22 protein-coding genes and 1 tRNA gene are annotated in these 23344 nt (G+C 69.9%); 7 read left to right on the top strand and 16 right to left on the bottom strand.

Annotated features, from left to right (window positions below; all coding sequences use genetic code 11):
- Positions 1–36: 36 nt before the first annotated feature.
- The 12 genes from EYA84_RS03815 to EYA84_RS03765 form a co-directional block, all read right to left on the bottom strand.
- Positions 37–1338, bottom strand: coding sequence for an MFS transporter (locus EYA84_RS03815; protein WP_131051605.1), 1302 nt, complete (start codon positions 1336–1338; stop codon positions 37–39).
- Positions 1335–2579 (bottom strand): ATP-grasp domain-containing protein, encoded by a 1245-nt coding sequence (locus EYA84_RS03810; RefSeq protein ID WP_131051604.1) that lies wholly within the window; start codon positions 2577–2579, stop codon positions 1335–1337. Before EYA84_RS03810 ends, EYA84_RS03815 begins: the two co-directional genes overlap by 4 nt.
- 53 nt (positions 2580–2632) lie before the next feature.
- On the bottom strand, positions 2633–3667 hold the full coding sequence (locus EYA84_RS03805) for an Inducer of phenazine A (protein WP_131051603.1): 1035 nt from the start codon (positions 3665–3667) through the stop codon (positions 2633–2635).
- A 45-nt stretch (positions 3668–3712) separates the two neighbouring features.
- Positions 3713–4765 carry a LuxR C-terminal-related transcriptional regulator gene (locus EYA84_RS03800; RefSeq protein ID WP_131051602.1) on the bottom strand — a complete coding sequence of 351 codons (1053 nt, stop codon included), beginning with the start codon at positions 4763–4765 and terminating at the stop codon, positions 3713–3715.
- A gap of 7 nt (positions 4766–4772) precedes the next feature.
- Complete coding sequence (locus tag EYA84_RS03795) at positions 4773–6008, bottom strand: acetyl-CoA carboxylase biotin carboxylase subunit family protein (protein ID WP_131051601.1); 1236 nt, start codon at positions 6006–6008, stop codon at positions 4773–4775.
- A gap of 124 nt (positions 6009–6132) precedes the next feature.
- Positions 6133–6780, bottom strand: a complete 648-nt coding sequence (locus EYA84_RS03790) for a LysE family translocator (protein ID WP_131051600.1) — start codon at positions 6778–6780, stop codon at positions 6133–6135.
- 36 nt (positions 6781–6816) lie between these two features.
- Complete coding sequence (locus EYA84_RS32365; protein ID WP_161594902.1) at positions 6817–6957, bottom strand: hypothetical protein; 141 nt, start codon at positions 6955–6957, stop codon at positions 6817–6819.
- Between the two features lie 31 nt (positions 6958–6988).
- Positions 6989–8824, bottom strand: a complete 1836-nt coding sequence (locus EYA84_RS03785) for a carbamoyltransferase (protein ID WP_131051599.1) — start codon at positions 8822–8824, stop codon at positions 6989–6991.
- Positions 8825–8863: 39 nt separating this feature from the next.
- Positions 8864–11044 (bottom strand): iron-containing redox enzyme family protein, encoded by a 2181-nt coding sequence (locus EYA84_RS03780; protein ID WP_131051598.1) that lies wholly within the window; start codon positions 11042–11044, stop codon positions 8864–8866.
- 266 nt (positions 11045–11310) lie between these two features.
- Complete coding sequence (locus EYA84_RS03775; RefSeq protein WP_236145578.1) at positions 11311–12240, bottom strand: Inducer of phenazine A; 930 nt, start codon at positions 12238–12240, stop codon at positions 11311–11313.
- Positions 12241–12792: 552 nt separating this feature from the next.
- Positions 12793–12866, bottom strand: a tRNA-Pro gene (locus tag EYA84_RS03770).
- A 67-nt stretch (positions 12867–12933) separates the two neighbouring features.
- Positions 12934–13827, bottom strand: coding sequence for a metallophosphoesterase (locus tag EYA84_RS03765; RefSeq protein ID WP_131051596.1), 894 nt, complete (start codon positions 13825–13827; stop codon positions 12934–12936).
- A 25-nt stretch (positions 13828–13852) separates the two neighbouring features.
- Here EYA84_RS03765 and EYA84_RS03760 point away from each other — a divergent pair, with 25 nt between their 5' ends.
- Positions 13853–14308, top strand: a complete 456-nt coding sequence (locus EYA84_RS03760; RefSeq protein WP_131051595.1) for a GatB/YqeY domain-containing protein — start codon at positions 13853–13855, stop codon at positions 14306–14308.
- A gap of 120 nt (positions 14309–14428) precedes the next feature.
- On the opposite strand, the gene EYA84_RS03755 is transcribed toward EYA84_RS03760, so the two are convergent.
- On the bottom strand, positions 14429–16867 hold the full coding sequence (locus EYA84_RS03755; protein WP_131051594.1) for a transglycosylase domain-containing protein: 2439 nt from the start codon (positions 16865–16867) through the stop codon (positions 14429–14431).
- 404 nt (positions 16868–17271) lie between these two features.
- On the opposite strand from EYA84_RS03755, the gene EYA84_RS03750 reads away from it, so the two are divergent.
- The gene (locus tag EYA84_RS03750) at positions 17272–17586 is read left to right on the top strand and encodes a WhiB family transcriptional regulator (RefSeq protein WP_131051593.1); all 315 of its coding nucleotides are present in this window, start codon (positions 17272–17274) and stop codon (positions 17584–17586) included.
- Positions 17587–17595: 9 nt separating this feature from the next.
- On the opposite strand, the gene EYA84_RS03745 is transcribed toward EYA84_RS03750, so the two are convergent.
- The 3 genes from EYA84_RS03745 to EYA84_RS03735 are packed head-to-tail and all read right to left on the bottom strand — an operon-like array spanning position 17596 to position 20398.
- Entirely contained in the window at positions 17596–18747 is a 1152-nt protein-coding gene (locus tag EYA84_RS03745; RefSeq protein ID WP_131051592.1) for an ArsA-related P-loop ATPase, read from the bottom strand.
- A 53-nt stretch (positions 18748–18800) separates the two neighbouring features.
- Positions 18801–19778 (bottom strand): ArsA-related P-loop ATPase, encoded by a 978-nt coding sequence (locus tag EYA84_RS03740; protein WP_131051591.1) that lies wholly within the window; start codon positions 19776–19778, stop codon positions 18801–18803.
- 26 nt (positions 19779–19804) lie between these two features.
- Entirely contained in the window at positions 19805–20398 is a 594-nt protein-coding gene (locus tag EYA84_RS03735) for a hypothetical protein (RefSeq protein WP_131051590.1), read from the bottom strand.
- Positions 20399–20725: 327 nt separating this feature from the next.
- On the opposite strand from EYA84_RS03735, the gene EYA84_RS03730 reads away from it, so the two are divergent.
- The 5 genes from EYA84_RS03730 to EYA84_RS03710 form a co-directional block, all read left to right on the top strand.
- Entirely contained in the window at positions 20726–21202 is a 477-nt protein-coding gene (locus tag EYA84_RS03730) for a hypothetical protein (RefSeq protein ID WP_131051589.1), read from the top strand.
- 62 nt (positions 21203–21264) lie between these two features.
- Positions 21265–21420, top strand: a complete 156-nt coding sequence (locus EYA84_RS03725) for a DUF4177 domain-containing protein (RefSeq protein WP_013736319.1) — start codon at positions 21265–21267, stop codon at positions 21418–21420.
- A 4-nt stretch (positions 21421–21424) separates the two neighbouring features.
- Complete coding sequence (locus EYA84_RS03720) at positions 21425–21886, top strand: RidA family protein (RefSeq protein WP_131051588.1); 462 nt, start codon at positions 21425–21427, stop codon at positions 21884–21886.
- A gap of 115 nt (positions 21887–22001) precedes the next feature.
- Positions 22002–22826, top strand: coding sequence for an MBL fold metallo-hydrolase (locus EYA84_RS03715; RefSeq protein ID WP_131051587.1), 825 nt, complete (start codon positions 22002–22004; stop codon positions 22824–22826).
- On the top strand, positions 22823–23344 hold a 522-nt coding region (locus tag EYA84_RS03710; RefSeq protein WP_236145577.1), incomplete at its 3' end, for an adenylate/guanylate cyclase domain-containing protein. The genes EYA84_RS03715 and EYA84_RS03710, both read left to right, overlap by 4 nt.

Here is a 23344-nt window from a genome sequence, read left to right as displayed (position 1 = left end):
GGATGACACACCCGGCGGGCCCGACGGAAGCCCGCCTCATCGGGAACCGACGCCGTCCGGGTCGCGTCGACGCTCCCGGCGTCCGGGCCGGGTGCTGCTCCGATCCGTACCCGGGTCGTCGTCGCCCGGGTCGCCACGCATGGTCCGCAGCGGCGAGAAGTAGACCGGCAGGACGGCGACCAGGCTGAGTCCGGCCCCCACCCACAGGGCCTCCCGGAGCCCGACGCGTTCCCCGAGGAACCCGCCGAGGAACGAGCCGATCGGCATGGCCCCGAAGATGAGGAAGCGGATGGTGGCGTTCATCCGGCCCTGCAACTCCTGCGGACACAGTTGCTGGCGGATCGCCATGCTGTTCACGTTGTTGATGACCAGGCCGGTGGAGACCAACGCGTTGCCCGCCCCGGCGAGCCAGAGACGCCAGTCGGCGTCGGCGAGCGGCACGACCAGACCGGAGACGCCGGCCACCGCCATGCCCACCCAGACCGCCGGCCCCGGGCCGATCCGGGCGCTGACCCGCCGGACGAGGAACGCCCCGACCAGCCCGCCCAGTCCGCCGACGGCGAACCACAGTCCCACCGTTCCCGGCGCGATGCGCAGCTGCTGGGCGAGCAGCACCACCACCACCGTTCCGGTGACGAACACCCCGAGGTTGAACAGGGCACCCGAGACGGCGAGCGCGCGCAGGGACCGGTGCCCGAAGACGAACGACAGCCCCTGCCGGATCTCCCGAACCAGGTGGCGGTCGGTGCCGCGCGCGGGAACGGACTCCCGCATCCGGATCCGGCAGAGCACCACCGCCGAGGTCAGGTAGCCGCCCGCGACGGTGAGCACCGCGAGCGGCGCCCCCAGCCACTGGATCAGGTAGCCGCCGAGCGTGGGACCGCCGACCTGGGCCACCGACCGGGTGCTCTCCAGCTTCGCGTTGCCCTCGACCAACTGCCCGCGTTCGAGCAGCAGCGGCAGGTAGCTCACGTACGCCGTCTCGAACAGCAGCGTCCCCACGCTCACCCCCAGCGCGACCACGTACAACTGGGTCAGGGAGAGCACCCCCAGGTAGGCCGCCACCGGCACCCACGCCAACAGCAGACCCCGCCCGAGGTTCGCCACGATCATGACGGGACGCTTGCGCCGCCGATCCACCCACGCCCCGGCGGGCAGGCCGACCACGAGGAACGCCACGGTCTGGAACGTCGCCAGCAGTCCGGCCTCGAACGCGGTCGCGTCCAGGGCCAGGATCGCCACCAGGGGCAGGCCGACCCGGCTGAAGTGCGCGCCGAACTGCCCCAGGGTCTGCGTGGTCCACAGCAGCCGGAAGTCGTGATGCCGTAGGAGGGTCACGTGTGGAACTGGATCTGCTGGTCGACCAGGACACAGGTGGCGATCGCCGAGTCGGCGTCCGCGCCGGTGGCCAGCACGTACCCGGAGCTGCAGTCCGCGAGCGTCTGGATCGGGGTGATCACGTCGCCCGGGTTCTTGTGCACGACCGCGCCGACCGGGACGTCGACCAGCTCGCCGAGCAGCGGGAGGTACACGTCGGCCATCTCGCCGGGCGGGACCCGCTTGACCACCGCCGGGATGTCCTCGGCGACCGTGACGGCACGGATCTCCCCGGGCTCGGGCCGCAGGAACCGGATGGCGGCACCCGCCGTGGGCCGCGGAGACTCGGCGGGCAGCGCGTCGATGCCGAGCGGCACCGTCAGCCACATCCGGGCCAGGTCCAGGCCGTAGGCCCGGCGGACCAGCTCAGGGATGGCGTGCCCACCCATCCGGGCGTGCGACTCCAGCACCCGGGGACCCCGGTCGGTCAGGACGAACTCGCTGTGCGAAGGGCCCTCGGTGAGTTCGACCGCGTCCAGCAGGCGCACGGTGAGGTCCCGAAGCTCCTCCAGGTACGGCACGACGAGCCGGCTCGGCACGCTGACCTGCCACTCCACGTGGTACGAGTTGACCAGGTACTCGGAGTAGCCGACGGGCAGGTGCCGACCGCCGAAGGAGAACGACTCCACGCTCACCACCGGGCCGGCGAGGAACTCCTCGGCGAGCACCGAGGTGTTGCCGGCCTCGGTGTGCACGCGCCACGCGTGGCCCAGCTCGGCCGCGTCCGCCACCCGCAGGATGTTCCGGCTGGCGGCCCCGTCGACCGGTTTGAGGACGACCGGACCGCCGACCTCCGCGAGGAAGTCGCGCGCCTCGCGTTCGGTGCGCACCACGCGGTAGCGGACCGGGCTCAGGTCGTACTTGGCGAGCCGCTCGCGCATCAGCGCCTTGTCCTTGAGCAGGCGGGCGGTCTTCTCCGAGGTCCCGGGCAGGCCCAGGCCGTCCACCACGTGTCCGGTGGGCACACCCCACGGCTCGGAGACGGTCAGCACCCGGTCGAAGGGGCGTTCGTCGTGCAGCGGGCGCAGCACGTCGAGCATCGCCTCGCCGTCGGCCAGCGGCGCGTGCACGATCCGCTCGCAGTGCTGCCGGATCGACTCCTCGTACTGCCCCGGTTGATGCACCAGGACGACGTCGACGCCCAGGTCCTTGGCTCCCTTGATCGGGGCGGGACGACCACCGATCACGGCTACTCTAAGCATCAGTCGCGCACCTTCTCGTGGGATGGAACGGCTGCCCGGTCATCGCAGCCGGCTCAGGAGAGGCCGAGCTGCTCGGCGAGCAGCGCGGCGACGATGTCGTTGCCCTCGTCGGTCAGGTGGGCCCGGTCGACGTACAGCCAGGACCGGTCGGTCACGGCCGCGCGCAGGACCGGGTTGAGGTTCACGAAGCGGACGCCCTGCCGCTCGCAGGCCGGTGCCAGCGCGTCGGCGTACCGCTGCCCGGCCGCCACCGAGGAGACGTCGCCGTAGAGGGCCTCCCAGGTGCCCAGCTTGGAGATCCGGTCCAGCTCGTCGAAGATCAGCTTCTCCTCCGGCGCGGGCTCGGCCCGCAGCCAGGTGGCCATCGGTTGCAACACGAAGGAGACCCGGGCGCCGGTGGCGGCGGCGAGCACCTGCCAGCTCGCGAGATGCCTGCCGACCAGGTCGACCGCGCTGGCGATCGCCTCGTCGAGTTCCGGACGGACCTCGTCCGGCGACGGCCACGAGGGGACGGTCGGCTTGGCCCGGCGACCGAAACCACGCGACGTCTTGCGGTGCCTGGCCCGGACCTCCTCCATCTGTTCGAAGAACTCGCCGCAGAAGTAGAACGGCCCCTGGTCGGCGCGGTGCATCTCGACCAGCCGGGACATCACCAGCGTGTTGAACCCGCTCAGGATGACGATCTCCTCGACCGGCGGCAGCAGGTGCCGGTAGAGCAGGAACAACAGCAGTTCCTGGGTCGAGTTGTAGCAGTGGCCGGCATAGGTGAGCCACGGACGGGACGAGGCGTGCTTCGTCCACAACCGCGACGCCATCGTGGTCGCGTCGCTGGTGGAGCCGTACCCGAGCGGGACGGAACCGCCGACCAGCAGGCGGACCGGCCCCTCGGGCAGGGTGCTACCGACCGAGGCCTGCTCGTCGACACCGTGGGAGATACGGAAGCCGAGCCGGTCGGTGTTGATCGCCTCCGACCGGTAGTCCGGCCGGTTGAAGTACATCAGGTACGGGAGGTACTGCGTCTCCCCACGGGACGCGAAGTCGTCGTACTGCAGCATCTGCGGCGTCAGGATCTCGCGCTGGAGTTTCACGTCGTCGGTTCTCCTTGTCGGATGGGGTGGAGAGAGGCGGAGGGGTCACCAGAGCGGGCTGATGTCGGTCCGGCCGGACTGGTCGGAGTCCGCCACCTCGTCGGCGAGGATCCCGAGCTGAGCGATCCTGATGCCGGCCTGAAACCGGCTCGACACCTGGAGACCCTTGAGGATCGAGGAGATGTGCCGTCGGCAGGTCCGCAGCGCCATGCCCAGCCGGTTGGCGATGGCCTCGTCCTTGAGCCCGGCGGCCATCAGTCGGAGGATCGCCATCCTGGTGCCCAGCGACACCTCGTCCATCTGGTCCTCGGCGAGTTCGAGCGGGACCGCGTTGGCCCAGAGGTGCGTGAACGTGCGGTGCAGGTACTCCACCACCAGGTCGTCGGAGATGACGGCGGCAGCGTGATCCGCACCCGGTGCGTCGACCGGAACGAACGCCACCCGTCGGTCGAAGATGATCAGACGTTCGAAACTCGCCGCCGTGGTGCGGATGCCACCGCCGTACGCCGCAACCGCCTTGGCCCGGGCCGTGAGACCCGGGTTCGCGCGGGCGGTGTGGTGGTACACGAACTGGCAGCGGAGCCCGCGTACGAAGATCGAGGTCACCGACGCCTCCGAGGCGCTGAACTGGTCCGTCGACCGTGGACCTCCCGGACGCAGCGAGAGGATCTCGGTGGCGCAGCGCAGGATCGCCGAGTCGATCTCGTCACGGATCGCCTTCTCGCCCTGGACGACCCGTACGCCCTCGTGCTGCCTGCCGTTCTCGGCCAGCCGTCGGCCGATCGACTGGAGCACCCGACTGTTGGCGGCCATCGCCTGTTCCCGCTCGCGGATCTCGTCGGTGAGCGGTGCGTTGAGGATGCTCAGGGCGACATCGGGATGCACTGCGGTCAGGCCGCCGTCCTCGTCGCGGGAGAGCAGCCGGCGTCGGACCAGGTTCTCGCAGGCGTGTGCCCACTCGCCCCGGCTGATGCCGGTCTCCGGCGGCGGGCGGTCGGCGTGCAGCCGACTGCCCAGCACCGCATGTTCGTACGCGGCGGACTCGACGCTGTCGAGGGGGCCACGCTGCTGGTGGAGGTAGGACAAGGAGGTGCTCATCGTGGCGTCAGCGTGCCGACGGCAGGTCCGACCGGCTGGGCACGCACTCCAACCAGAGTTGGCCCGCCGTACGACGGATGGCCTTCTCCACGTCGTCGGTGGCCGCACCGGAGAACCGGAACCGCGCGCCGACGTGCTCGTAGCCGCCGGCCTTGGGGATCTCGGTGCCGACGGCCGGGATCACCCGGGCGTAGGGCCACTCGGCCGCAGGCAGGTCGAGTTCCGCGACGGTGATCCGGCAGGGCGCGGGCACCGGCGTCGGCACCAGCAGCCAACCGCCGACCCGCTGATCGCTGATCTGCCGCACGATCGGGTTGCGGCCGAGCTGGATGTGGATCGCCGCTTCCATCAGGTCGACGCCGTGCACCTCGCGCCAGACGAACGGGATCTCGGCGCCACCCACCCGGGAGCCCGCCTCCAGGAAGTTGATCCGGACGGTGCCGTCGGCCTCGGTGCCGACGAACGCCTCCATGTGGAACACCCACGGTGCGTCACCGAAGGCGGCGCAGGCGTCGGCGAGGAACCCGCCGAGCGGACCGAGCAGGTCGGCGTCGTCCACCTCGACCGAACCGAGCACGTCCCCGGCGGCGAACTCCATGCAGGTGTTCACGTAGCGCGACGCCCGCCAGGGACCCAGTTCGGCACCGGTCCACAGGCCGTCGATGTGGAAGACCTGGTCCGGGCAGAAGGTCTGCACCATCCGGGGTTCGGGCGGCAACCGGTCGAGTGTGACCAGGTCGTCGACCGAGTTCAGCCGCAGCACGTCCCGGCTGGCCGTGCCCCGACGGGGTTTGACGATCAACGGCCAGCCGTGGGAGTCGGCGAAGCGTACGACGGCCTCAGTGTCCGGTGCGTCGGCGAACGCCGGGATGGCGACGCCGCCGCGCACGACGGTCTCCGCCATGACCAGTTTGTCGCGGAACCGGGCCAGCCGGTCGGGACGGTCACCGGCCACCCCCAGGTGGGCGCGTAGCTCGGCCGCCGTGTCCAGGTCACCCTCGTTGAGGGCGACGATCCGTTCCGGGACGCCGAATCGCGCGATCAACCCGTCGGCGGCGGCGCTCACCAGATCCAGGCGGTCGGTGGCGGCGACGAGCGCCACGGCCGCGGCCGACGCGGGTACGGCGGCCGTGGCCAGTTCGGTGCAGACGTACGTGACGTGGTGCAGGTCGTGGTCGAGGTATTCCGCGTATCCCGCATAGTGATCGCGCCAGCGGTGAATGATCAGAATGTGCGGCTTCATCGGGGCGTGCTCCTCGCCTTTCCGTCGATCCCACGATTCGAATGGGTGGCGAGTTCGCCACCGTTCACGTAGTCAGGAAGTCGCTCGGCGGCACGCAGTAATTGCCCGACGTTGCCGGAATCGACTATTGCGGTACCGATGCCTCCGTCCGGTCGAAGGCCATGCTCGCCGCGAGACCGATCAGGACGGTGCCCATCATGTAGCGCTGGGCCCGCAGCCAGGCTGGCTTCCGGGCGAGGAAGGCGGCGACCGAACCCGCGGTGAGCACGATGAGGCAGTTGACGGTCAGTGCCACCGTGATCTGGATCAGCCCCAGGGAGAGGCTCTGCGTCGCGATGTCGCCCTTGGCCGGGTCGACGAACTGCGGGAGGAGTGACACGTACAGCACTGCGATCTTGGGGTTGAGCAGGTTGGTCATCAGGCCCATCGTGAACAGCTTCCGGGTCCCGTCGACGGGCAGGTCCTTGGGCGCGAAGGCCGACTGGCCACCGGGCTTGAGGGCGTTCCACGCGAGCCACAGCAGGTAGCACGCGCCCGCGATCTTGATCGTCGTGTAGAGCGCGGGCACCAGCGCGAACACCGCCGAGACACCGGTCACCGCGGCGAGCAGGTAGACGAAGAAGCCGACGGCGACCCCGAGCAGGGAGACCAGGCCGGCCGGGCGGCCCTGGGTGATCGACCGGGACACCAGATAGATCATGTTCGGCCCCGGGGTGAGCACCATTGCCAGGGCGACAGCGGCGATGCCGAGCCCTGCGTTGACGTCGATCACGTCTTTTCTCCTGCTTCGGATAATGGGCAGCCGAAATCACAGCGGCCGTTCGTGGAAATCCCAGTAGGTGCTCAGCTCCGGCTGCAGTTTTCGGCGCAGCGGGTCGCGAAACACCCGGAAGAATATACCAACCGGAACGAATATCAGAAGATAGGCCAGGATCCACAGAAGTTTCATGATCAACCCTCGTCGGTGCGGAATCGGTCGGTCAGTCCAGGGCGATCTCGTCGCGCCAGTCGCCCTGCTCCCGCCATACGGGCTGATCGGCCTTGTGCAGGAGGAAGTTGCCCATGGCGAGCAGGTCGATGTTGGTCCGCATGAAGCACTGGTAGGCATCGTGCGGAGTGGCGACGATCGGCTCGCCCCGGACGTTGAACGAGGTGTTCACCAGCACCGGGCAGCCGGTGATCTGCTTGAACGAGGTCAGCAGCCGGTGGTAGGTCGGATTGGACCGTGCCGTGACCGTCTGCACCCGCGCCGAGTGGTCCACATGGGTCACCGCCGGGATCGTGGAACGGTGCACCTTCAGCCGGTCCAGGCCGGTGGCCGCCGCCGACTCCGACACCGCCCGGCGCTGCCGCCCGGCGACCGGCGCCACGAGCAGCATGTACGGGCTCTCCTGGGCCAGGTCGAAGTACTCCTCGACGTCCTCGGCCAGGACCGACGGCGCGAACGGCCGGAACGACTCCCGAAACTTGATCTTCAAGTTCATCGTCGACTGCATGTCGACGTCGCGCGGGTCACCGATGATCGACCTGGCGCCCAGAGCCCGGGGCCCGAACTCCATCCGGCCCTGGAACCAGCCGACGATCTTGCCGGAGGCCAACTCCTCCGCCACGTGTTTGGCGATGGCGTCCTCGGCCAGCCGGGTGTACGGCACACCCAGACCGTCCAGGAAACGGGCGATCTCCTCGTCGTCGAACGCGGGACCGAGCAGGGCGGAGGACATGCCGTCGCCGCCCTCGGCGAGGTGCGCGCGCGGCGCACCCCACTCCGTCGCCACCATCAGGGCGGCACCCAACGCGCCACCGGCGTCACCGGCGGCGGGTTGCACCCACACCGAGTCGAAGAGGCGCTCCCGGACGACCTTGCCGTTGGCCACGCAGTTCAGTGCCACGCCGCCGGCCAGACACAGGTTGGTCTCCCCGGTCAGCTCGCGGGCGGTCCGCGCCAGCCGGGTCACCACCTCCTCGGTCACCAGCTGCACCGAGGCGGCCAGGTCGAACTCGCGTTCGGTCAGCGGGCTCTCCGGCTCGCGCCGGGGGCCACCGAACAACCGCTCGAACCCACGGCCGGTCATCACGCGACCGCGCAGGAACTCGAAGTTGCGCATGTTCAGCCGGAACGAACCGTCGTCCTTGACGTCGATCAGGTGCTGCCGGATCACGTCCGCGTAGCGCGGCACACCGTACGGGGCCAGCCCCATGAGCTTGTACTCGCCCGAGTCGACCTTGAACCCGCAGAAGTAGGTGAAGGCCGAGTAGAGCATGCCCAACGAGTGCGGGTACCGGATCTCCGCCACCTGACGCAGCTCGCTGCCCCGACCGTGCCACAGGGTGGTGGTCGCCCACTCGCCGACACCGTCGATGCAGAGCACCGCCGCCGACTCGTACGGGCTGGGCAGGAACGCGGAGGCGGCGTGCGACTCGTGGTGCCGTCGTACGCTGATCTCCGGCACCTCGGCCGACCCCAGCGCGGCCAACGACCGGCGTACCTCTCCGATCGTGTCGCGCTTCCAGGACATCCACTCCGGCAGGACCCTGGTGAACGCCTCCAGCGAGAACGGAGCCGATCCGGCGAAACTCGTCAGCACCCGGCCGAACTTCAGCTCCGGGTCCTCGTAGTAGGCGACGGCGTCCACGTCGCGCAGCGTGACGCCGCCCTCGGCCAGGCAGTACCGGACGGCCTCGGTCGGAAAGGCCGGGTCGTGGCGCTTACGGGTGAACCGCTCCTCCTGGGCGGCCGCGATGGGCGTGCCGTCCCGCACCAGCACCGCCGCGCTGTCGTGGTAGTAGGCGGACAACCCCAGAACCAGCTTTCCCACGGGCGTTCCCCTCGGTTGTGGGTGTGGGCGGGTGGACGGTCAGATGGCGGCGAGTGACCTGCTGGCCCTGCGGGCGCGGCGAAACGCCCGTCGAGCCAGCAGACCCGTCGGCGGGTTGAGCGAGCGGAAGCCGGTGCGTACCCGGTCCCAGACCTCGGTGACCGCCTGCGCGCCGTGGGACACCGGCAGCGAGGCGAGATAGGTGTCGACGGCATCGGCGGCCCAGGCGGAATGCCCGGTGGCGACGTTGTCGATGGTGTTGTGGATGTCCACGAACTTCGTGGAGAAGCCGTAGCTCTTCAACGCCTGACGTGCCCGGCGGTACGTCCCGCCCACGCCGGACAGCTCCATGGCCAGGTTCAACCCGAGGATCTCCGGCAGGAACGTACGCGGAAAGCGCCCGATGCTGAGCCAGTACACCGGCAGCTCGAAGGACTCGTCCCGGAATCCGTCCCACTCGGCGAACTCCCGCGACGCGGTCGGCGGCACCCGGACGTCCATCTCGGCGAGCACTTCCCGATAGATCAACGGGTGGTTCATCCGTGGCACGCCGTTGCCGAGCTCGTCCCAGTAGGTCTCGAACAGGAAGTAGCCCTGCTCCGACGCCGCGTGCTCGTAGTCGGTGAACCCCTGGAGCCAGGCACCGTCGATCAACGTCAACGGGGCCAGCTGCACGGTGGAGTCGACGAGATCCTCCCGGGACGGCATCGGCGCGCCGGCCGACTCCTCGAAGTCACGCCCCTGCCGGTCGTGCTGCTCGACGAGCCAGGGCCGCAGCCCCTCCCGGCCCCACACGTCGGGCAGGCGCTGCGGGTCGGAGGCCATGTTGTGCCGGGACCGCGCCAGCCAGCCCCGCACGTAGTCGACGGCGAACCGGCGGACGGCAGGGGTGTCCGTCCGCTGCTGGAGGAGGTGGTACGCCTCCCGGACGTCGACGGGCTCCCGGTCGTTCGCGACCGGACCGGCCGTGACCGGGGCCAGCAGCTCCGGGGAGACCGTGTGCACGTCGTGGACCGGTCCGGGGTGATCGCGCACCGGCTGCCCGGTGGGGAGCGAGTCGATCCACCGGCGGATGACGACCAGATCGGCCGGGGAGAACACCCGGAACATCGGGCCCCGTTCCCCGACGAGGCCGTTGACCAGCGGACTCTGTGCGGAGCGGCCCGGTTTGACCAGACGGCTGGCGGCCAGCTCGGCCAGCAACCCGCGCGGATCCGTCCGAGCCTCCTCCAACCAGTTCGACAGCGAACGGTCCCCGACGGTGAAGTCCCGGTGGTAGACGGCGCCCTCGCGGGCCCGATGGCGGAGCAGCTCGGCCATCTCGTACGCCGGGTCGAGGGCCTCCTCCAACTCGGCGAAGAGGCTCCTGCTCCACCTGTCCAGCACGGTGAGCGCCCACCGGAAACCGTCGCGTACCCGGGCCAGCTCCCCGTCGTCGAACCCGTGCTCGACGACGTCCAGGCAGAGCTCCAACCCGGTACGCGCCGCGCCGTCCCGGCCGGCGGACGGATCGATCGCGCTCCACTCCACGAGCTGCGGATGCGCCTGACGTACCAGCCGCAACGCGGGCAGTAGCCCGACCGTCCGCAGGCACAGGTCGGCGCCGATGATCTCGGGGCGGAAGTCGGCCGGTCTCCGGCTCATGGCCAGCAGCATCGCGGGCAGATAGAAGTGGTGGTCGGCCACCCGAGGGTCGTGCACCAGCCGGGCCACCGGCACCGCGTGCTCGGAGAGGTGCAGGTGCCGGAGCAGGGTCAGGTAGACGCTGCCCCGGGAGTCCTGCGGCCGGCCGACGCCGACGTCCGACGCGTACAGGGTCAGGATGCGCAGTGTGGTCGCGTCGTCCGCGTTGCCCGGCGCACTCTGCCACTGCAACCAGGCGCCCGACCGCAGCGCGAGCGGTGCCACCGCGAGCGCGGTGCGGCGGACGAGGGACTCGGTGGCCGGCGGAGCCGAGGCCGTCGCGCCCAACTCCTCGAACCGGCGGGACTCGGCGGTCGACCAGCGCACCGCCTCGTCCCGGAGCACGTCCAACGGGGTCGGCGACGACTCGCGATCTGCCACGTTACTGATCTCGGCCCGCAGCCGTGTCACGAACGGGTCGCCGGGAAAGGAGGTCTCGGGGTCGACCGCGATGACGAAGAGCTCGCGGGACCGGGCCTGCTGATCAAGCGGTCGGGCCGTATGTCGACCTGACTGACCGACTTCTTTCGTTGACACTGCCAGCTCCTGGCTCTATTCGTGTCTGGTATCTCGAAACAATGTGGTAACCAAATGTGTGCGGAATCTGGACGGCACGGATGGCCCGCGCGACGAACGTGCCATTCGTCGTGACGGGAAAGGTGTCGCCGTCTTCGCAGAAGCTAGAACATGGGGTAGATCGAGGCGTCGTTCTTCGGCTTCTTCTTGCGACCGAAGATCTTGTTAAGAATTCTGCGCACCACGTTCATCTTTCTGCCCTCACCTGAGTCGGACCCGTGTCGGTCCTAGGACGAGAAATTCAACTGTTCGGCCAACAGCCGGGCCACCAGGTCTAACCCGTGGTCGGTCATGTGGGCCCGGTTGACAAACAGCCAGCTGTCGTCCTTGACGCTGGTCGCGAGGAGGGGGTTGATGTCCAGAAACCCGACGTCGATCTTCTCGCAGCCCAGTTGCAGCAGCTCCGCATATCTGCGGACCGATTCCCGGGTGGCGATGTCGCCGAACAACTCCCAGAAGTTCGAGATCTTGTCCAGCTCGTCGAAGAGGCACTTCTCCGGTGGCGCGGCCGTCTCGCGTACCCAGGTTGCCAGCGGTTGCAGCACGAACGTGATCCTGGTGTCGGTCGCGGCGGCGAGTTGCTTCCACGACTCCAGGTGCCGCACGGTCAGCGCGGCGGCGTCCGCGATGCGTACCTCCAGCGGGCGGACCGGTTCGTCGCCGCCGGTCGACGAGGTGCCGGAGCCGAAGGGATGCGTCCGGTGCTGGGACCTGAGCTTGTCCATCTGGCCGAAGAAGTCACCGCAGTTGAAGAACGCGCCGTCGTCGCCGCGCTGGGCGGCGGGTAGGCGCGCCAGGGCCAGGTTGTTGAGCCCGGACACGATCACGATCTCCTCCACCGGCGGCAGCAGATGCCGGTAGAAGAGGAAGAGCAGCAGCTCCTGGGCCGAGGAATGGCTGCGTCCCGCGAAGTTCAACCAGGGCAGCGACGGTGCGTGGGCGGTCCACAGTCGCGAGGCGAGTGTCGCCTGGTCGCAGGTGGCTCCGATGCCCATCGCCATGGAACTGCCGGCCAACAACCGGATCGGGCCGTCGGCCGGCTCCCCGCCCGCCGAGGCGTACCCGTCGGCGCCGTGCGAGATGCGAAAACCGAGACGATCCGTATTGATGACGGGAGAGCGGTAGTGCACGCGGTGAAAATGCATCACATAGGACATCCAGCGAGCCTGGCCGCGCTGGTCGAAATCATCGTAAACAAGCATCTGCGGGGTCAACTCGGAGCGCGCCGAGCTTGGACAACGCACTGTTCCCCCCATTGGAAATTATCAGCCGGGGTCCCCAACCCATCTACGGCCGTTGTTGCGTGAGTACGGTAACACGCTCAGTGGTGGAGGAAAAAGGGTCGACCCCAGGAATTATCGCCTGTCTGGTTTATCCTGGCTTGAGTGGAGGATTACCGAACCAGCAAACATTGAACTGATCTCAGCGACTTTGCGCGTAGGTATTTGTGTTCGAACGAGGTGCCCCGATTGTGGTGGCGGCCGTGCCGAGTGAGGTCAGGCGGCCTTTCGGGCGTTCTCGGACTGTAGTGCACCACGCCCGTTCTCGGGGGGTGGGACGCGGGGGGCGATGCGAGGCCCGGAGCGTTCGACCGAATGGTGTGCACTGTCCGACCGGCCGGCCCACGGGTGCGCCCCCGTGCAGGACCGCTGCCCTGCACACGAGTGAGGCCCTGACCGGCGAGAATGCCGGTCAGGGCCTCACATCTGTCGGGGTGGCCGGATTCGAACCGACGACCTCTTCGTCCCGAACGAAGCGCGCTACCAAGCTGCGCCACACCCCGAGGCGTGCGGACAAATACTAGCCCACCCGCCCCGGGGGTCAAACTCGGTACCCCCGGGGCCGGAGGGTCAGCGGGGGATGAGGGTGAGCAGGGTGGCCTCGGGCGGGCAGGCGAACCGGACCGGGGCGGTCGGATGGGTACCGAGGCCGGCGGAGACGTGCAGCCAGGAGTCCGAGCCGGGCCAGCGGTGCAGGCCCTTTGCCATCGACCGGGGCAGCCCGCAGTTGGTCACCAGCGCGCCCACACCCGGTACGCACACCTGGCCGCCGTGGGTGTGCCCGGCGAGCAGCAGCCCGAAGCCGTCGGCGGCCATCTCGTCGAGCAGCGCCGGTTCGGGGGAGTGGGTCAGGGCGATGGAGAGATCGGCCGAGGCGGAGACCGGACCGGCCACCGAGGGGTAGTCGTCGCGTTCGATGTGCGGGTCGTCCACGCCGGCCATGTCGATCGTCCGGCCACCGGCCTTGAGCGTCACCCGCCGGTTGTTCAGGTCGGTCCAGCCCGCCCCGCTGAAGACGTCGCGCAGCTCCTCGTAGGGCAGCTCGACGCCCTCGGTGTACTCCCGGTCGGGCAGGAAGTAGCTGAACGGGTTCTTCAGCACCGGCCCGGTGTAGTCGTTGGAGCCGAAGACGAAGGCACCCGGGTAGTCGAGCAGCGGTTGCAGCGCCCGCAGGACACCCGGCACCGCTCCCGGGTGGGCCATGTTGTCACCGGTGACCACGACCAGGTCGGGGTCGAGGGCGGCCAACGAGGCCACCCAGTTCTGCTTGCGTACCTGGTTGGGGGTCATGTGCAGGTCGGAGAGGTGCAGGACGCGCAGCGGCTCGGTGCCGGTCGGCAGCACCGGGACGTCGAAGCGCCGGAGGGTGAACATGTTGCGCTCGACGAGGGACGCGTACGCCAGGGCGGCGGCGCCCGTCGCGACGGTGGCGGTCGCGAGCCGGAATAGTGTGCGCTTTCGCATGCCGATCAGGGTAGTTTGGGCGACCATGAGCACGCTGAAGGACCGCCTCACCGCCGACATGCGCGCCGCCCTCAAGGCCCGCGACGAGCTGACCACCTCCACCCTGCGGATGGCCCTGGCCGCCGTGGGCACGGCCGAGGTCTCCGGCAAGGCCAAGCGTGAGCTCAGCGACGACGAGGTGCTGGGCGTGCTGACCAAGGAGGCCAAGAAGCGCCGCGAGGCGGCCACCGCCTTCGCCGACGCGGGTCGCGCCGAGCAGTCCGCCAAGGAGACCGCCGAGGGCGAGGTGCTGGAGCGCTACCTGCCGAAGCAGCTCTCCGACGCCGAGCTGACCGAGCTTGTCGCGGGGGCACTCGCCGGGGGCGGGTTCACCGGCAAGGCACAGATGGGCCCGGCCATGAAGGCGGCCCAGGCTGCGACGGCCGGCCGGGCCGAGGGCGGTCGGGTTGCCGCCGAGGTACGCCGACAGCTCGGTCTCTGACACGTCACCGGCCGGTACGCCCCGGACGCGGCGCTACCGCTGATCACTCCCGACGACGCGGAACGGGCGGGCATCCCTCTCCAGGGTTGCCCGCCCGTTCGCGTGCGGTCTCAGCGGTGATCAGCCGCCAGGTCTGCCCGGCGGTCGACCGGGACTGCTCGGCGTACCACCCGGAGGGCCGTTACCGGCGTTGCTTCCGCCACCACCGGCGCTGACCAGGATCGTCACGATCCCGTTCTTGATGGTGCGACCGTCAGGGCTGGTGCCGGCCGCGGTGCCCGCCGCGCATTCCGAGGCGACCCGGTTGCTGGAGACGACCGGCTGGAACCCGGCACCGGAGATGCGTGATCTGGCCTCGTCGACGGAGAGGCACTTGACGCCGGGGATGCTGCGCTGGTCGCCCTCGGAGATCTTCTTGCCGGGCGGGTCGAAGTTGATCCTCTTTTTGCCGTCCATCGCGGCCTTCAACGTCTCGTTGACCGGCGGGTTGATGCCGTCCGCCGCGTTGTGCCTCATCTTGACGTTGGTCTGCGGCCAGTCCGGGTCGGCCATGATGCCGGCGACCGCGTACTGCTTGGTCATCGCGACCAGGGAGGCGGTCTTCTCGGAGTCGGTGGTGCCGGACTTGCCGGCGACCGGAGCGTTGACGACGACCTTGGTCTGCGGGGACGTCCGGCTGCTACCACACTTGGTGGTGGGGGAGTTGTCGCCGACCGGGCAGCGGGCCGCGTCCACGGCCGCCCGGGCCACGTCCGTGCTGATCCGCTTCTCGCAGCGCGGGTTCGCCACGTCCAGCTTGTTCTTGTCGAGATCGCGGATCTCCTGCACCGGGGTCGGCTCGCAGTACTTGCCGTCGGCCGCCAGCGTGGCGTAGGAGTTGGCCAACTCCAGCGGGGTGACCTGCGAGACGCCGAGCGTGAAAGCGCCCCACTGGTTCGCCGACTCCTTGGTGCGCGCGAGGTCCGCGTCCTCGCGCTCCCGGAACTGGATGCCCAGGCGCTTGGCCACGTCCACCACGTTCGCCGCGCCCACCTGCTGTTGCAGCGGGACGAAGTACGTGTTGGTCGAGGCCGAGAAGGCGCTCCACATGTCCTTCACGCCACCGGGCTGGAGGTTCGAGTTGGTCGGACAGTAGAAGTGCGTACCCTCGCAGGCGGCCGGGCTGCTGGGGCTGATGATGTACTCCGACTTGAACTGCTGCGGCGCGTTGATGGTGTAGCTGAGCGGGATGCCCTTCTCCAGTGCGGCCACGATCGTGAAGATCTTGAAGACCGAGCCGGCCTGGTAGCCGGTGATCCCGTCACCGCCGGTCAGCAGCGGGTTGACCGTGTTCGGATAGTTGCCGAGCTTGCCGTTCCCGCGTTGCTTGGGGTCGCTGTGCGGCAGGTTCTTCGGCTTGTTCGGGTTGTCCAGCTTGAAGTTGCGGTTGACCGAGAGGGCACGGACCCGGCCGGTGCCGGGCTCGACCACCGCGATCATCGCGGCTTCCTTGGACTTCACCGACTTGGCCTTGCGGACCGCCTTGTCGGCGCCCTCCTGGGCCTGCTTGTCCAGGGTGGTGATGATCGTGTAGCCGCCGCTCTTGAGCCGCCGCTCCCGGTCGTACGTGGTCGAGCCGAACGTCTCCTGCGACATCCACCAGCGGTAGAAGTAGTCGCAGAAGAAGCCCCAGGCGTTCTTGTTCGTCGCGACGCAGCCGTTCGGCGCCCGCTTGCCCTTGACCACCAGCTTGACTGCCTTGGCCTTGTCGGCGTCCTCCTGGGTGACGGCACCGGTCTTGACCATGTTGTCGATCACGTAGTCGCGCCGGGCGACCGCCTGCGGGTAGCCGCTCTTGGTGGTCGGGTCGAACGAGGTCGGCGCCTTCACGAGGCCGGCCAGCATGGCGGCCTCGTCGACCGTCAGGTCCTTCGGCGGCTTGCTGAAGTAGACCTGGCTGGCGGCGTAGACGCCGTACGCGCCGTTGCCGAACGCGGCGAGGTTGAGGTAGCTCTCCAGGATCTGGTCCTTGGTGAGCGTCTTCTCGATCTGCAACGCGTAGTTCATCTCGCGCAGCTTGCGGGCGCTGGTGTCCTCAGTCGCGGCGACCACGTCGGCCGGGTGCGTCGCCGAGTACGCGATGCCCATCCGGACGTACTGCATGGTCAGCGTCGAGGCGCCCTGCCGGTCGTTGCCGGCGGCGCTGTTGTTGACGAAGGCGCGGGCGACGCCGTTGAGGTCGACTCCGTTGTGGTTGTAGAAGTCGTGGTCCTCGGCCGCGATGATCGCGTTGCGCATGTTCTCGCCGATGTCGGCGAACTTGATGTCCCGCCGGTTCTCGTCGTACATCGTGGCCAGTGGTGTCTTCTTGTCGGACGCCAGCAGGTAGCTGATCTGGGGGGCGCGGGACACCGTCAGTTCCTTCGGCAGCGCGCCGAAGGTCTCCGCGCCGGCCTTGGCGGCCAGGCCAGACATCGCCACCGCGGGGAATGCCGCTGCGGCGACCACTACGCCGGCCAACAACCCACAGATGAGCAGCGATGCGGCGTTGGTCAGAATGTTGTGGTCACGTTTCCGCATCCAGGTCACCTCGACAGGGTACGCGAACAGGTAACGAGGGGCGCTGGGGCGTCTTTTCCCCATTTCCTGCGCGCGCCGTCCTCGTTGTGCTAGACGCGTGGCACCGGAGATCTGGTTGCGTGTGATCCGTGCCGAGTTTCCTCCGCGTGGGGGGTGGCGCGCAGCGTTTTCGCGGACTCGGGCGGGGTAAGCGGGGGCCCCGAGCCCGAGAAGCCGGGAGTGTCCGGAATGATGGATTTGGCCGACAACGTTGCGTAATCGGGTGACTACAGAGCATGATGGTTGCGGCGACAGCGCCACATTTCGTCTGTGCCGCCTTGGGGTAAGGCGTGCCGGATGACCGGGGGGAATTGCCGGCTGACCCGCGACGGCGTCGGTAGTACTGCAAGGGGGGACGAGTACAGATGGGCATGATCACTGACTGGCCGTCGTTGGCGGCATGTCAGAACGGGGACCCGGACGCGTTGTTCGTACAGGGCGCCGAACAGAACGTGGCCAAGCGGATCTGCCGGAGTTGCCCAGTCCGCTACGAGTGCCTGGCCGACGCGCTGGACAACCGCATCGAGTTCGGCGTCTGGGGCGGCATGACCGAACGCGAACGCCGGGCACTGCTGCGTCGGCACCCGCAGGTCACCAGCTGGCGCAAGATGTTCGAGGCGGCGATGAAGAAGAACGCCAAGGACAAGGTCGGCAAGGACAAGATTCTCGCCACCACCTGACCGGCACGGTCAGGAGCGGCCGATCGCCGCACCGATCGTCCGCAGCCCGTCGACGTCGTGCACGTCGGCGGGCTGTGCCGTCACCGAGACCGCCGGCACCTGCGGAAACGCCTCGGTGAACCGTGCCGCCACACGCTCTTCGCGAACCGCCTGCTCGGACAGGGCCGCGTGGGCCCGCAACACCTCGACGACGCCCTCGTGGCTCCCGGTCGAGGCCAGCCGGTCGGCGGCGGCCCGGCTGGCCGACGCGTCCAACCCGGTGTCGGCCGGGCGGTGCACCCGGTTGAGCACGAGACCGGCCAGCGGCATGTTCTCCTCCCGCAGGCGTCCGGCGAAGTAGGCGGCCTCCCGGACCGCGTCCGGCTCCGGGGCCGCGACCAGCAGGAACGCCGTCTCGTTCGCCTGGAGGATGCGGTACGTCTGCTCCGCCCGCTGCCGGAACCCGCCGAACATCGAGTCGAGCGCGGCCACGAAGCCGGACAGGTCGGTCAGCAACTGCGCGCCGAGGATCTTCTGTACCACTCGGGAGAACATCCCGAACGAGGCGGTGACCAGGCTGAACATGCTGCGCCCGCCGGTCCGCGCCGGGGCCAGCAACAGGCGCAGCATCCGTCCGTCGAGGAACCGGGACAGTCGGGCCGGCGCGTCCAGGAAGTCCAGCGCCGACCGCGACGGTGGGGTGTCCACCACGATCAGGTCCCAGTCGCCCCGTGCGTGCAACTGGCCCAGCTTCTCCATCGCCATGTACTCCTGCGTACCGGCGAAGGTGGAACTCATCGCCTGGTAGAAGGGGTTCGCGAAGATCTCGGCAGCCTTCGTCGGATCGGTGTGCGCGAGCACCACGTCGTCGAAGGTGCGCTTCATGTCGAGCATCATGGCGTGCAACTCGCCGCCGCTCTCCTCGACGTCGATCCCCTTCACCTGCCGGGGCGTGTTGTCCAGCTCGGTCAGGCCGAGCGACTGGGCCAGCCGGCGGGCCGGGTCGATGGTGAGCACCACCGTACGGCGACCGTGTCGCTCGGCCGCACGGAGTGCGAGCGCGGCGGCCGTGGTCGTCTTACCCACCCCGCCCGCACCGCAGCAGACCACGATCCGTACGCCGGAATCGGCCAGGATCCGGTCGACGTCCAGCGGCGGTGCGGCGTTGTCGGAAGGCACCATTCGAGCGTATCGGCCCGACCCGGTCCGCGCGGCGGGCCGACGTCAGGTGTGAGTCAATCGCCCTTCACCAGGGCTGCGGCGAGCACGTCCAGGCCGGCGCGGTCCACCCCGTCGGGCAGCAGGGGCAGCTCCACCAGGGGCACGTCGAGTTCCGCCAGATCGGCGCGGAGCGAGTCCTCCAGATCCCGGCGGACGGCCTGGTCACGTGCCTCGTCGCGCAACCCGGCGAGGACACGCCGGTCGGCGGACAACCCGGCGGCGCGCAGCCCCCGCTCCAGTTCCGCCTCGGTGACCATCCGTCCCGCCGGCAGCGGCGGCCGGGTCCCGTTGACGATCACCCGGCCCACCCCGAAACCGAGCGAGGCCAGCTCGGCGATCGCGTCGACGGTCTCCTGGACCGGCATCTCCTCCAACAGCGTCACCACGTGCACGGCGGTCATCGGCGACCGCAGCAGCACCGAGACCCCCTCGCTCTGGGTCTTGATCGGGCCGACCTTGGCCAGCCGGGCGGTCTCCGCGGTCACGTTCAGGAAGCGCGCGATCCGGCCGGTCGGTGGGGCGTCCAGCACCACCGCGTCGTACACCCGCCGTTGCTCGACCCTGCGGGTGGTGGCCTCCTTGACCTTGCCGGTGAGCAGCACGTCGCGCAGGCCGGGGGCGATGGTGGTGGCGAAGTCGATCGCGCCGAGCTTGCGCAGCGCCCGGCCGGCGGCACCCAGCTTGTAGAACATGTCCAGGTACTCCAGCAGGGCCTCCTCGGCGTCCACCGTGAGCGCCCACATCTCACCGCCGTCCGCCGCGTCCGCCAGACGCCGCTCGGCGTACGGCAACGGGTCGGTGCCGAAGAGCTGGGCGATGCCCTGCCGCCCCTCCACCTCGACCAGCAGTGTGCGCCGCCCACCGGCGGCCAGGGCAAGGGCCAGGGCGGCGGCCACGCTGGTCTTGCCCGTGCCGCCCTTGCCGGTCACCACGTGCAGTCGGGCGGGCCACTCCGTGCCGGCCCGGTCGGCCGGGCGCTGCGCTGCTCCCACCGGCCGAGCCTATCCAGCCGGCCGGCTCAGGCGACCTCGCAGACCCACCAGCCGCTCTTCCGGATCACGGTGAAGCGCAGGTCCTGGTCGGCGATCTTCTCGTCGGCGGTGGTCACCGTCACGGTGGTGGTGACGGTGGCGCGGTCCCCGGTCTCGTTGTCCACCGTCGGGGTGTCCCAGCGGAAGCGGGGGCTCTGGTGGGCTGCCACGTACTGCTCGACCTCGGTGACCTTGGCCCGGATCCGGTCCTGGTCGCGTGCGCCGGTGCAGACCAGTCGGGCCGCCTTGGCCGCGTCCCGCTCCTGGTAAACGGCGGTGAGGAAGTCGTCGACCGCGACCGACGGATCCTGGGCACCCTCGCCGGACTCGGCGTTGCGCACGGTCAGGAACGCCACCACGCCGCCGCCCGCGCAGAGCAGCAGCACCACGGCCAGGGCGATCGAGGCCACCATGGCGCCACCCCGTTTCCGGGGTGGCGCGGTCGGTGGCGGGTACGGCGGATGGCTGCCGGGCGACGCCGTGACCGGTTCCGGACCGGCCGGCGAGGAGGGGGCGACCGGTGGGCCGGCCGGCAGCGGGTCGGTGGGGCCGGTCGGGCCGCCTGCGGGTGGCTGGGTCATCGCGTACCCCCGGGTGCGGCGCACCGTCGCGCGACAGCGACGGGCGTGGGATTGGGGCGGCCGGGCCGTGCGCCCGTCCAGACGGGAAGGGTAGCGGTCCATCGGTGGGGTGCGGGGGTCCCGGTGTCACCTGTGCGGACGGCGCCATCAGTTTCCTGCTGGTGGGGTGTCGCAAATGTGACGAAAGGCCGCCGGGCGTGCGCGTCCTGTTGATGGGACCGCCGCCGCCGCCCTACCGTCGCTCCGGCACGCCCTGACTGGGCTGGCCGCAGCGGTGCCGGACCGGCCGGCGGCGCCGTGACCAGGTACGACGCCCGGAGGCAGTGCATGCGCGACATCGACAACACCCCCCGAGCCCAGTTCTCCGTCGGGGGGCGGCGGGGCAGCCGGACGGCCGGCGGCGACCCCTCCGGCCGGTTGCCGGTCAACGAGCGGTCGTACCGGCGTCCCGCCGACCCGGTCGGCATGGTCGAGCCGGCCGGTGGGCGGGACGACGAGGTTCCGGGCTACGTCATCCACCTGCCCGTCCGGGTGGCCGACCTGGCCGCCGCGACCGCGCTGGCGGCCCGGGTGGCGACCTCGCTGAACTTCCTGCCCGAGCTGGACGCGGGGGAGACCGAGGTGTCCACCGCCGACGACCAGAACAACCGGCACCGGGTCTTCTGCGACCTGCTGCTGCCCGACCGCACCCGGTGCCCCCAGCCGTACGACCACAAGGGGCTCTGCGGGGACGTGTCGATCGCCCCCGAGCAGCGTCCCGCCACGGAGCAGTGGCCGACCTCGGAGCAGCGTCCCGCGTCCTGACCGGCCGGCGGACCGTAGGCTGTGCCCCGAAGTGTCCATGCCACCGAGGGAGCTCTCCACCGATGCAGAAGTGGGAATACGCCACGGTCCCGCTGCTGGTCCACGCGACCAAGCAGATCCTCGACAACTGGGGTGAGGACGGCTGGGAACTGGTCTCCGTCGTACCCGGGCCGAACCCGGAGCAGCTCGTCGCCTACCTCAAGCGCCCGAAGGCATAAGGCCGTGAGCAACGGACCGCACGGGAAGTTGGCGGAACTCGGGCTGGAGCTGCCGGAGGTGGTCCCGCCGGTGGCGAGCTACGTCCCGGCGGTGCAGTCCGGCCAGCACGTGTACGTCTCCGGGCAACTCCCGATGGCCGAGGGCAAGCTGCTGGCCACCGGCAAGGTCGGTGCCGGCGTCTCCGCCGACCAGGCCAAGCAGCTCGCCGAGCGGTGCGCCCTCAACGCGCTCGCCGCGATCGACTCGCTGGTCGGCCTGGAGAACGTCGTCAAGATCGTCAAGTTGACCGGCTTCGTGGCCAGCGCCCCCGGCTTCACCGGTCAGCCCGGCGTCATCAACGGAGCGTCCGACCTGTTCGGCGCCGTGTTCGGTGAGGCCGGTCGGCACGCCCGGTCGGCCGTCGGCGTGGCCGAGCTGCCGCTCGACGCGCCGGTCGAGGTCGAGGTCATCGTCGAGGTCGCCTGACCGCACCGCCGCGATCTTGTGGTTCCTGCCGGACGAAGGCCCCTAACGAGGGCGAATCGGGGACCAGAACTGCAAGATCGCGGAGGTGCGTGCCCGGGGTCGTACGATCGCAGCCATGGGAGGGCATGTGACGGGGGCGGTGAGCGCCCTCGCCAGCGAGTTGCCGGAGTGGGTGACGCTGCTGCGGGCACCAAATCCGGGGCCGATGACGCTGGACGGCACCAACACCTGGCTGCTGCGCGCCCCGGGCGCGGCGTACGGCGTCGTGGTCGACCCGGGGCCGGCCGACGAGGACCACCTGGCCGCGATCGCGCAGTGGGGACCGGTCGGCCTGGTGCTGATCACCCACGGGCATCCGGACCACACCGAAGCCTCGCCGCGCCTGCACGAGATGCTCGGCGGTGCGCCGGTACGCGCCGCCGACCCGGCGCACAGCATCGGCGGTCCGGCACTCGACGCCGCCGGAGACGTGGACGGGCACGGGCTGACGATCCGGCTCGTACCCACCCCCGGGCACACCGCCGACTCGGTCTGCTTCCTGGTCGAGCACGGTGGCCGGCAGGTGGTCCTGACCGGCGACACCATTCTCGGGCGGGGCACCACCGTGGTCGCCCATCCGGACGGCCACCTCGGCGACTACCTGGCCAGCCTGGAACTGCTCGCCGCGTACCGGGGGATCCCGGCGTTGCCGGGCCACGGGCCGGCGCTGGCCGACTGCGGCGCCGCCGCCGACTTCTACCTGGCCCACCGCCGGGCCCGCCTGGACCAGGTCCGGGCGGCGCGCGACGGTGGGGCGCGGACCCCGGCCGAGGTGGTCGCCGTCGTCTACGCCGACGTGGACCGGTCGCTCTGGTGGGCGGCGGAGTGGTCCGTGCGCGCCCAACTGGAGTACCTGGGCCGGGAATCCGAGGGTGACGCCGCGAGGTTGGACCGACCGTGACCTGCCCGGTGTGCGGAACCGTCGCCGTGCCCGGCGCCCGGTTCTGCCACAACTGCGGCGCCGCGCTGCCGGCCGCCGCCACCCTGCCCGCCGCCGAGCGGCGGGTGGTCACCGTGCTCTTCGGCGACCTGTCCGACTTCACCTCCTGGTCCGAGGACCTCGACCCGGAACGCGTCGGCGCGGTCACCGACCGCGTGCTGGCCGCCCTGGCCGGCGCGGTGAAGACCTTCGGCGGGCACGTCGACAAACTCACCGGTGACGGGATCATGGCGGTCTTCGGCGCCCCGGTCGCGCACGAGGACGACGCCGAACGCGCCGTCCGGGCCGCCCTGTCCATGCAGCGGGCGGTCCGCCGGGTGCTCGACGACGAGCGCGGCGGCGGTGCGCCGCTGGGGCTGCGGGTCGGGCTGAACACCGGTGACGTGATCGCCGGCATCCAGGCCGCCATCGAGTACACCGTCATCGGCGACACCGTGAACACCGCCGCACGGCTGGCCGACTGGCTCTTATACACAACT

Origin of the sequence: Verrucosispora sp. SN26_14.1 (assembly GCF_004307965.1) — a bacterium.
Taxonomy (GTDB): domain Bacteria; phylum Actinomycetota; class Actinomycetes; order Mycobacteriales; family Micromonosporaceae; genus Micromonospora.
Note: the sequence above shows the minus strand (reverse complement) of the source record. Positions and strands in the feature narration are given on the sequence as shown.

Excerpts from the sequence above, each read along its gene's own strand:
- EYA84_RS03775 (WP_236145578.1), bottom strand. The coding sequence starts at position 12,240 with ATGTCCTATGTGATGCATTTTCACCGCGTGCACTACCGCTCTCCCGTC.
- EYA84_RS03800 (WP_131051602.1), bottom strand. The coding sequence starts at position 4,765 with ATGAGCACCTCCTTGTCCTACCTCCACCAGCAGCGTGGCCCCCTCGAC.
- EYA84_RS03730 (WP_131051589.1), top strand. The coding sequence starts at position 20,726 with ATGCGCGACATCGACAACACCCCCCGAGCCCAGTTCTCCGTCGGGGGG.
- EYA84_RS03725 (WP_013736319.1), top strand. The coding sequence starts at position 21,265 with ATGCAGAAGTGGGAATACGCCACGGTCCCGCTGCTGGTCCACGCGACC.
- EYA84_RS03795 (WP_131051601.1), bottom strand. The coding sequence starts at position 6,008 with ATGAAGCCGCACATTCTGATCATTCACCGCTGGCGCGATCACTATGCG.
- EYA84_RS32365 (WP_161594902.1), bottom strand. The coding sequence starts at position 6,957 with ATGAAACTTCTGTGGATCCTGGCCTATCTTCTGATATTCGTTCCGGTT.
- EYA84_RS03715 (WP_131051587.1), top strand. The coding sequence starts at position 22,002 with ATGGGAGGGCATGTGACGGGGGCGGTGAGCGCCCTCGCCAGCGAGTTG.
- EYA84_RS03765 (WP_131051596.1), bottom strand. The coding sequence starts at position 13,827 with ATGCGAAAGCGCACACTATTCCGGCTCGCGACCGCCACCGTCGCGACG.
- EYA84_RS03750 (WP_131051593.1), top strand. The coding sequence starts at position 17,272 with ATGGGCATGATCACTGACTGGCCGTCGTTGGCGGCATGTCAGAACGGG.
- EYA84_RS03760 (WP_131051595.1), top strand. The coding sequence starts at position 13,853 with ATGAGCACGCTGAAGGACCGCCTCACCGCCGACATGCGCGCCGCCCTC.
- EYA84_RS03755 (WP_131051594.1), bottom strand. The coding sequence starts at position 16,867 with ATGCGGAAACGTGACCACAACATTCTGACCAACGCCGCATCGCTGCTC.
- EYA84_RS03810 (WP_131051604.1), bottom strand. The coding sequence starts at position 2,579 with ATGCTTAGAGTAGCCGTGATCGGTGGTCGTCCCGCCCCGATCAAGGGA.
- EYA84_RS03745 (WP_131051592.1), bottom strand. The coding sequence starts at position 18,747 with ATGGTGCCTTCCGACAACGCCGCACCGCCGCTGGACGTCGACCGGATC.
- EYA84_RS03735 (WP_131051590.1), bottom strand. The coding sequence starts at position 20,398 with ATGACCCAGCCACCCGCAGGCGGCCCGACCGGCCCCACCGACCCGCTG.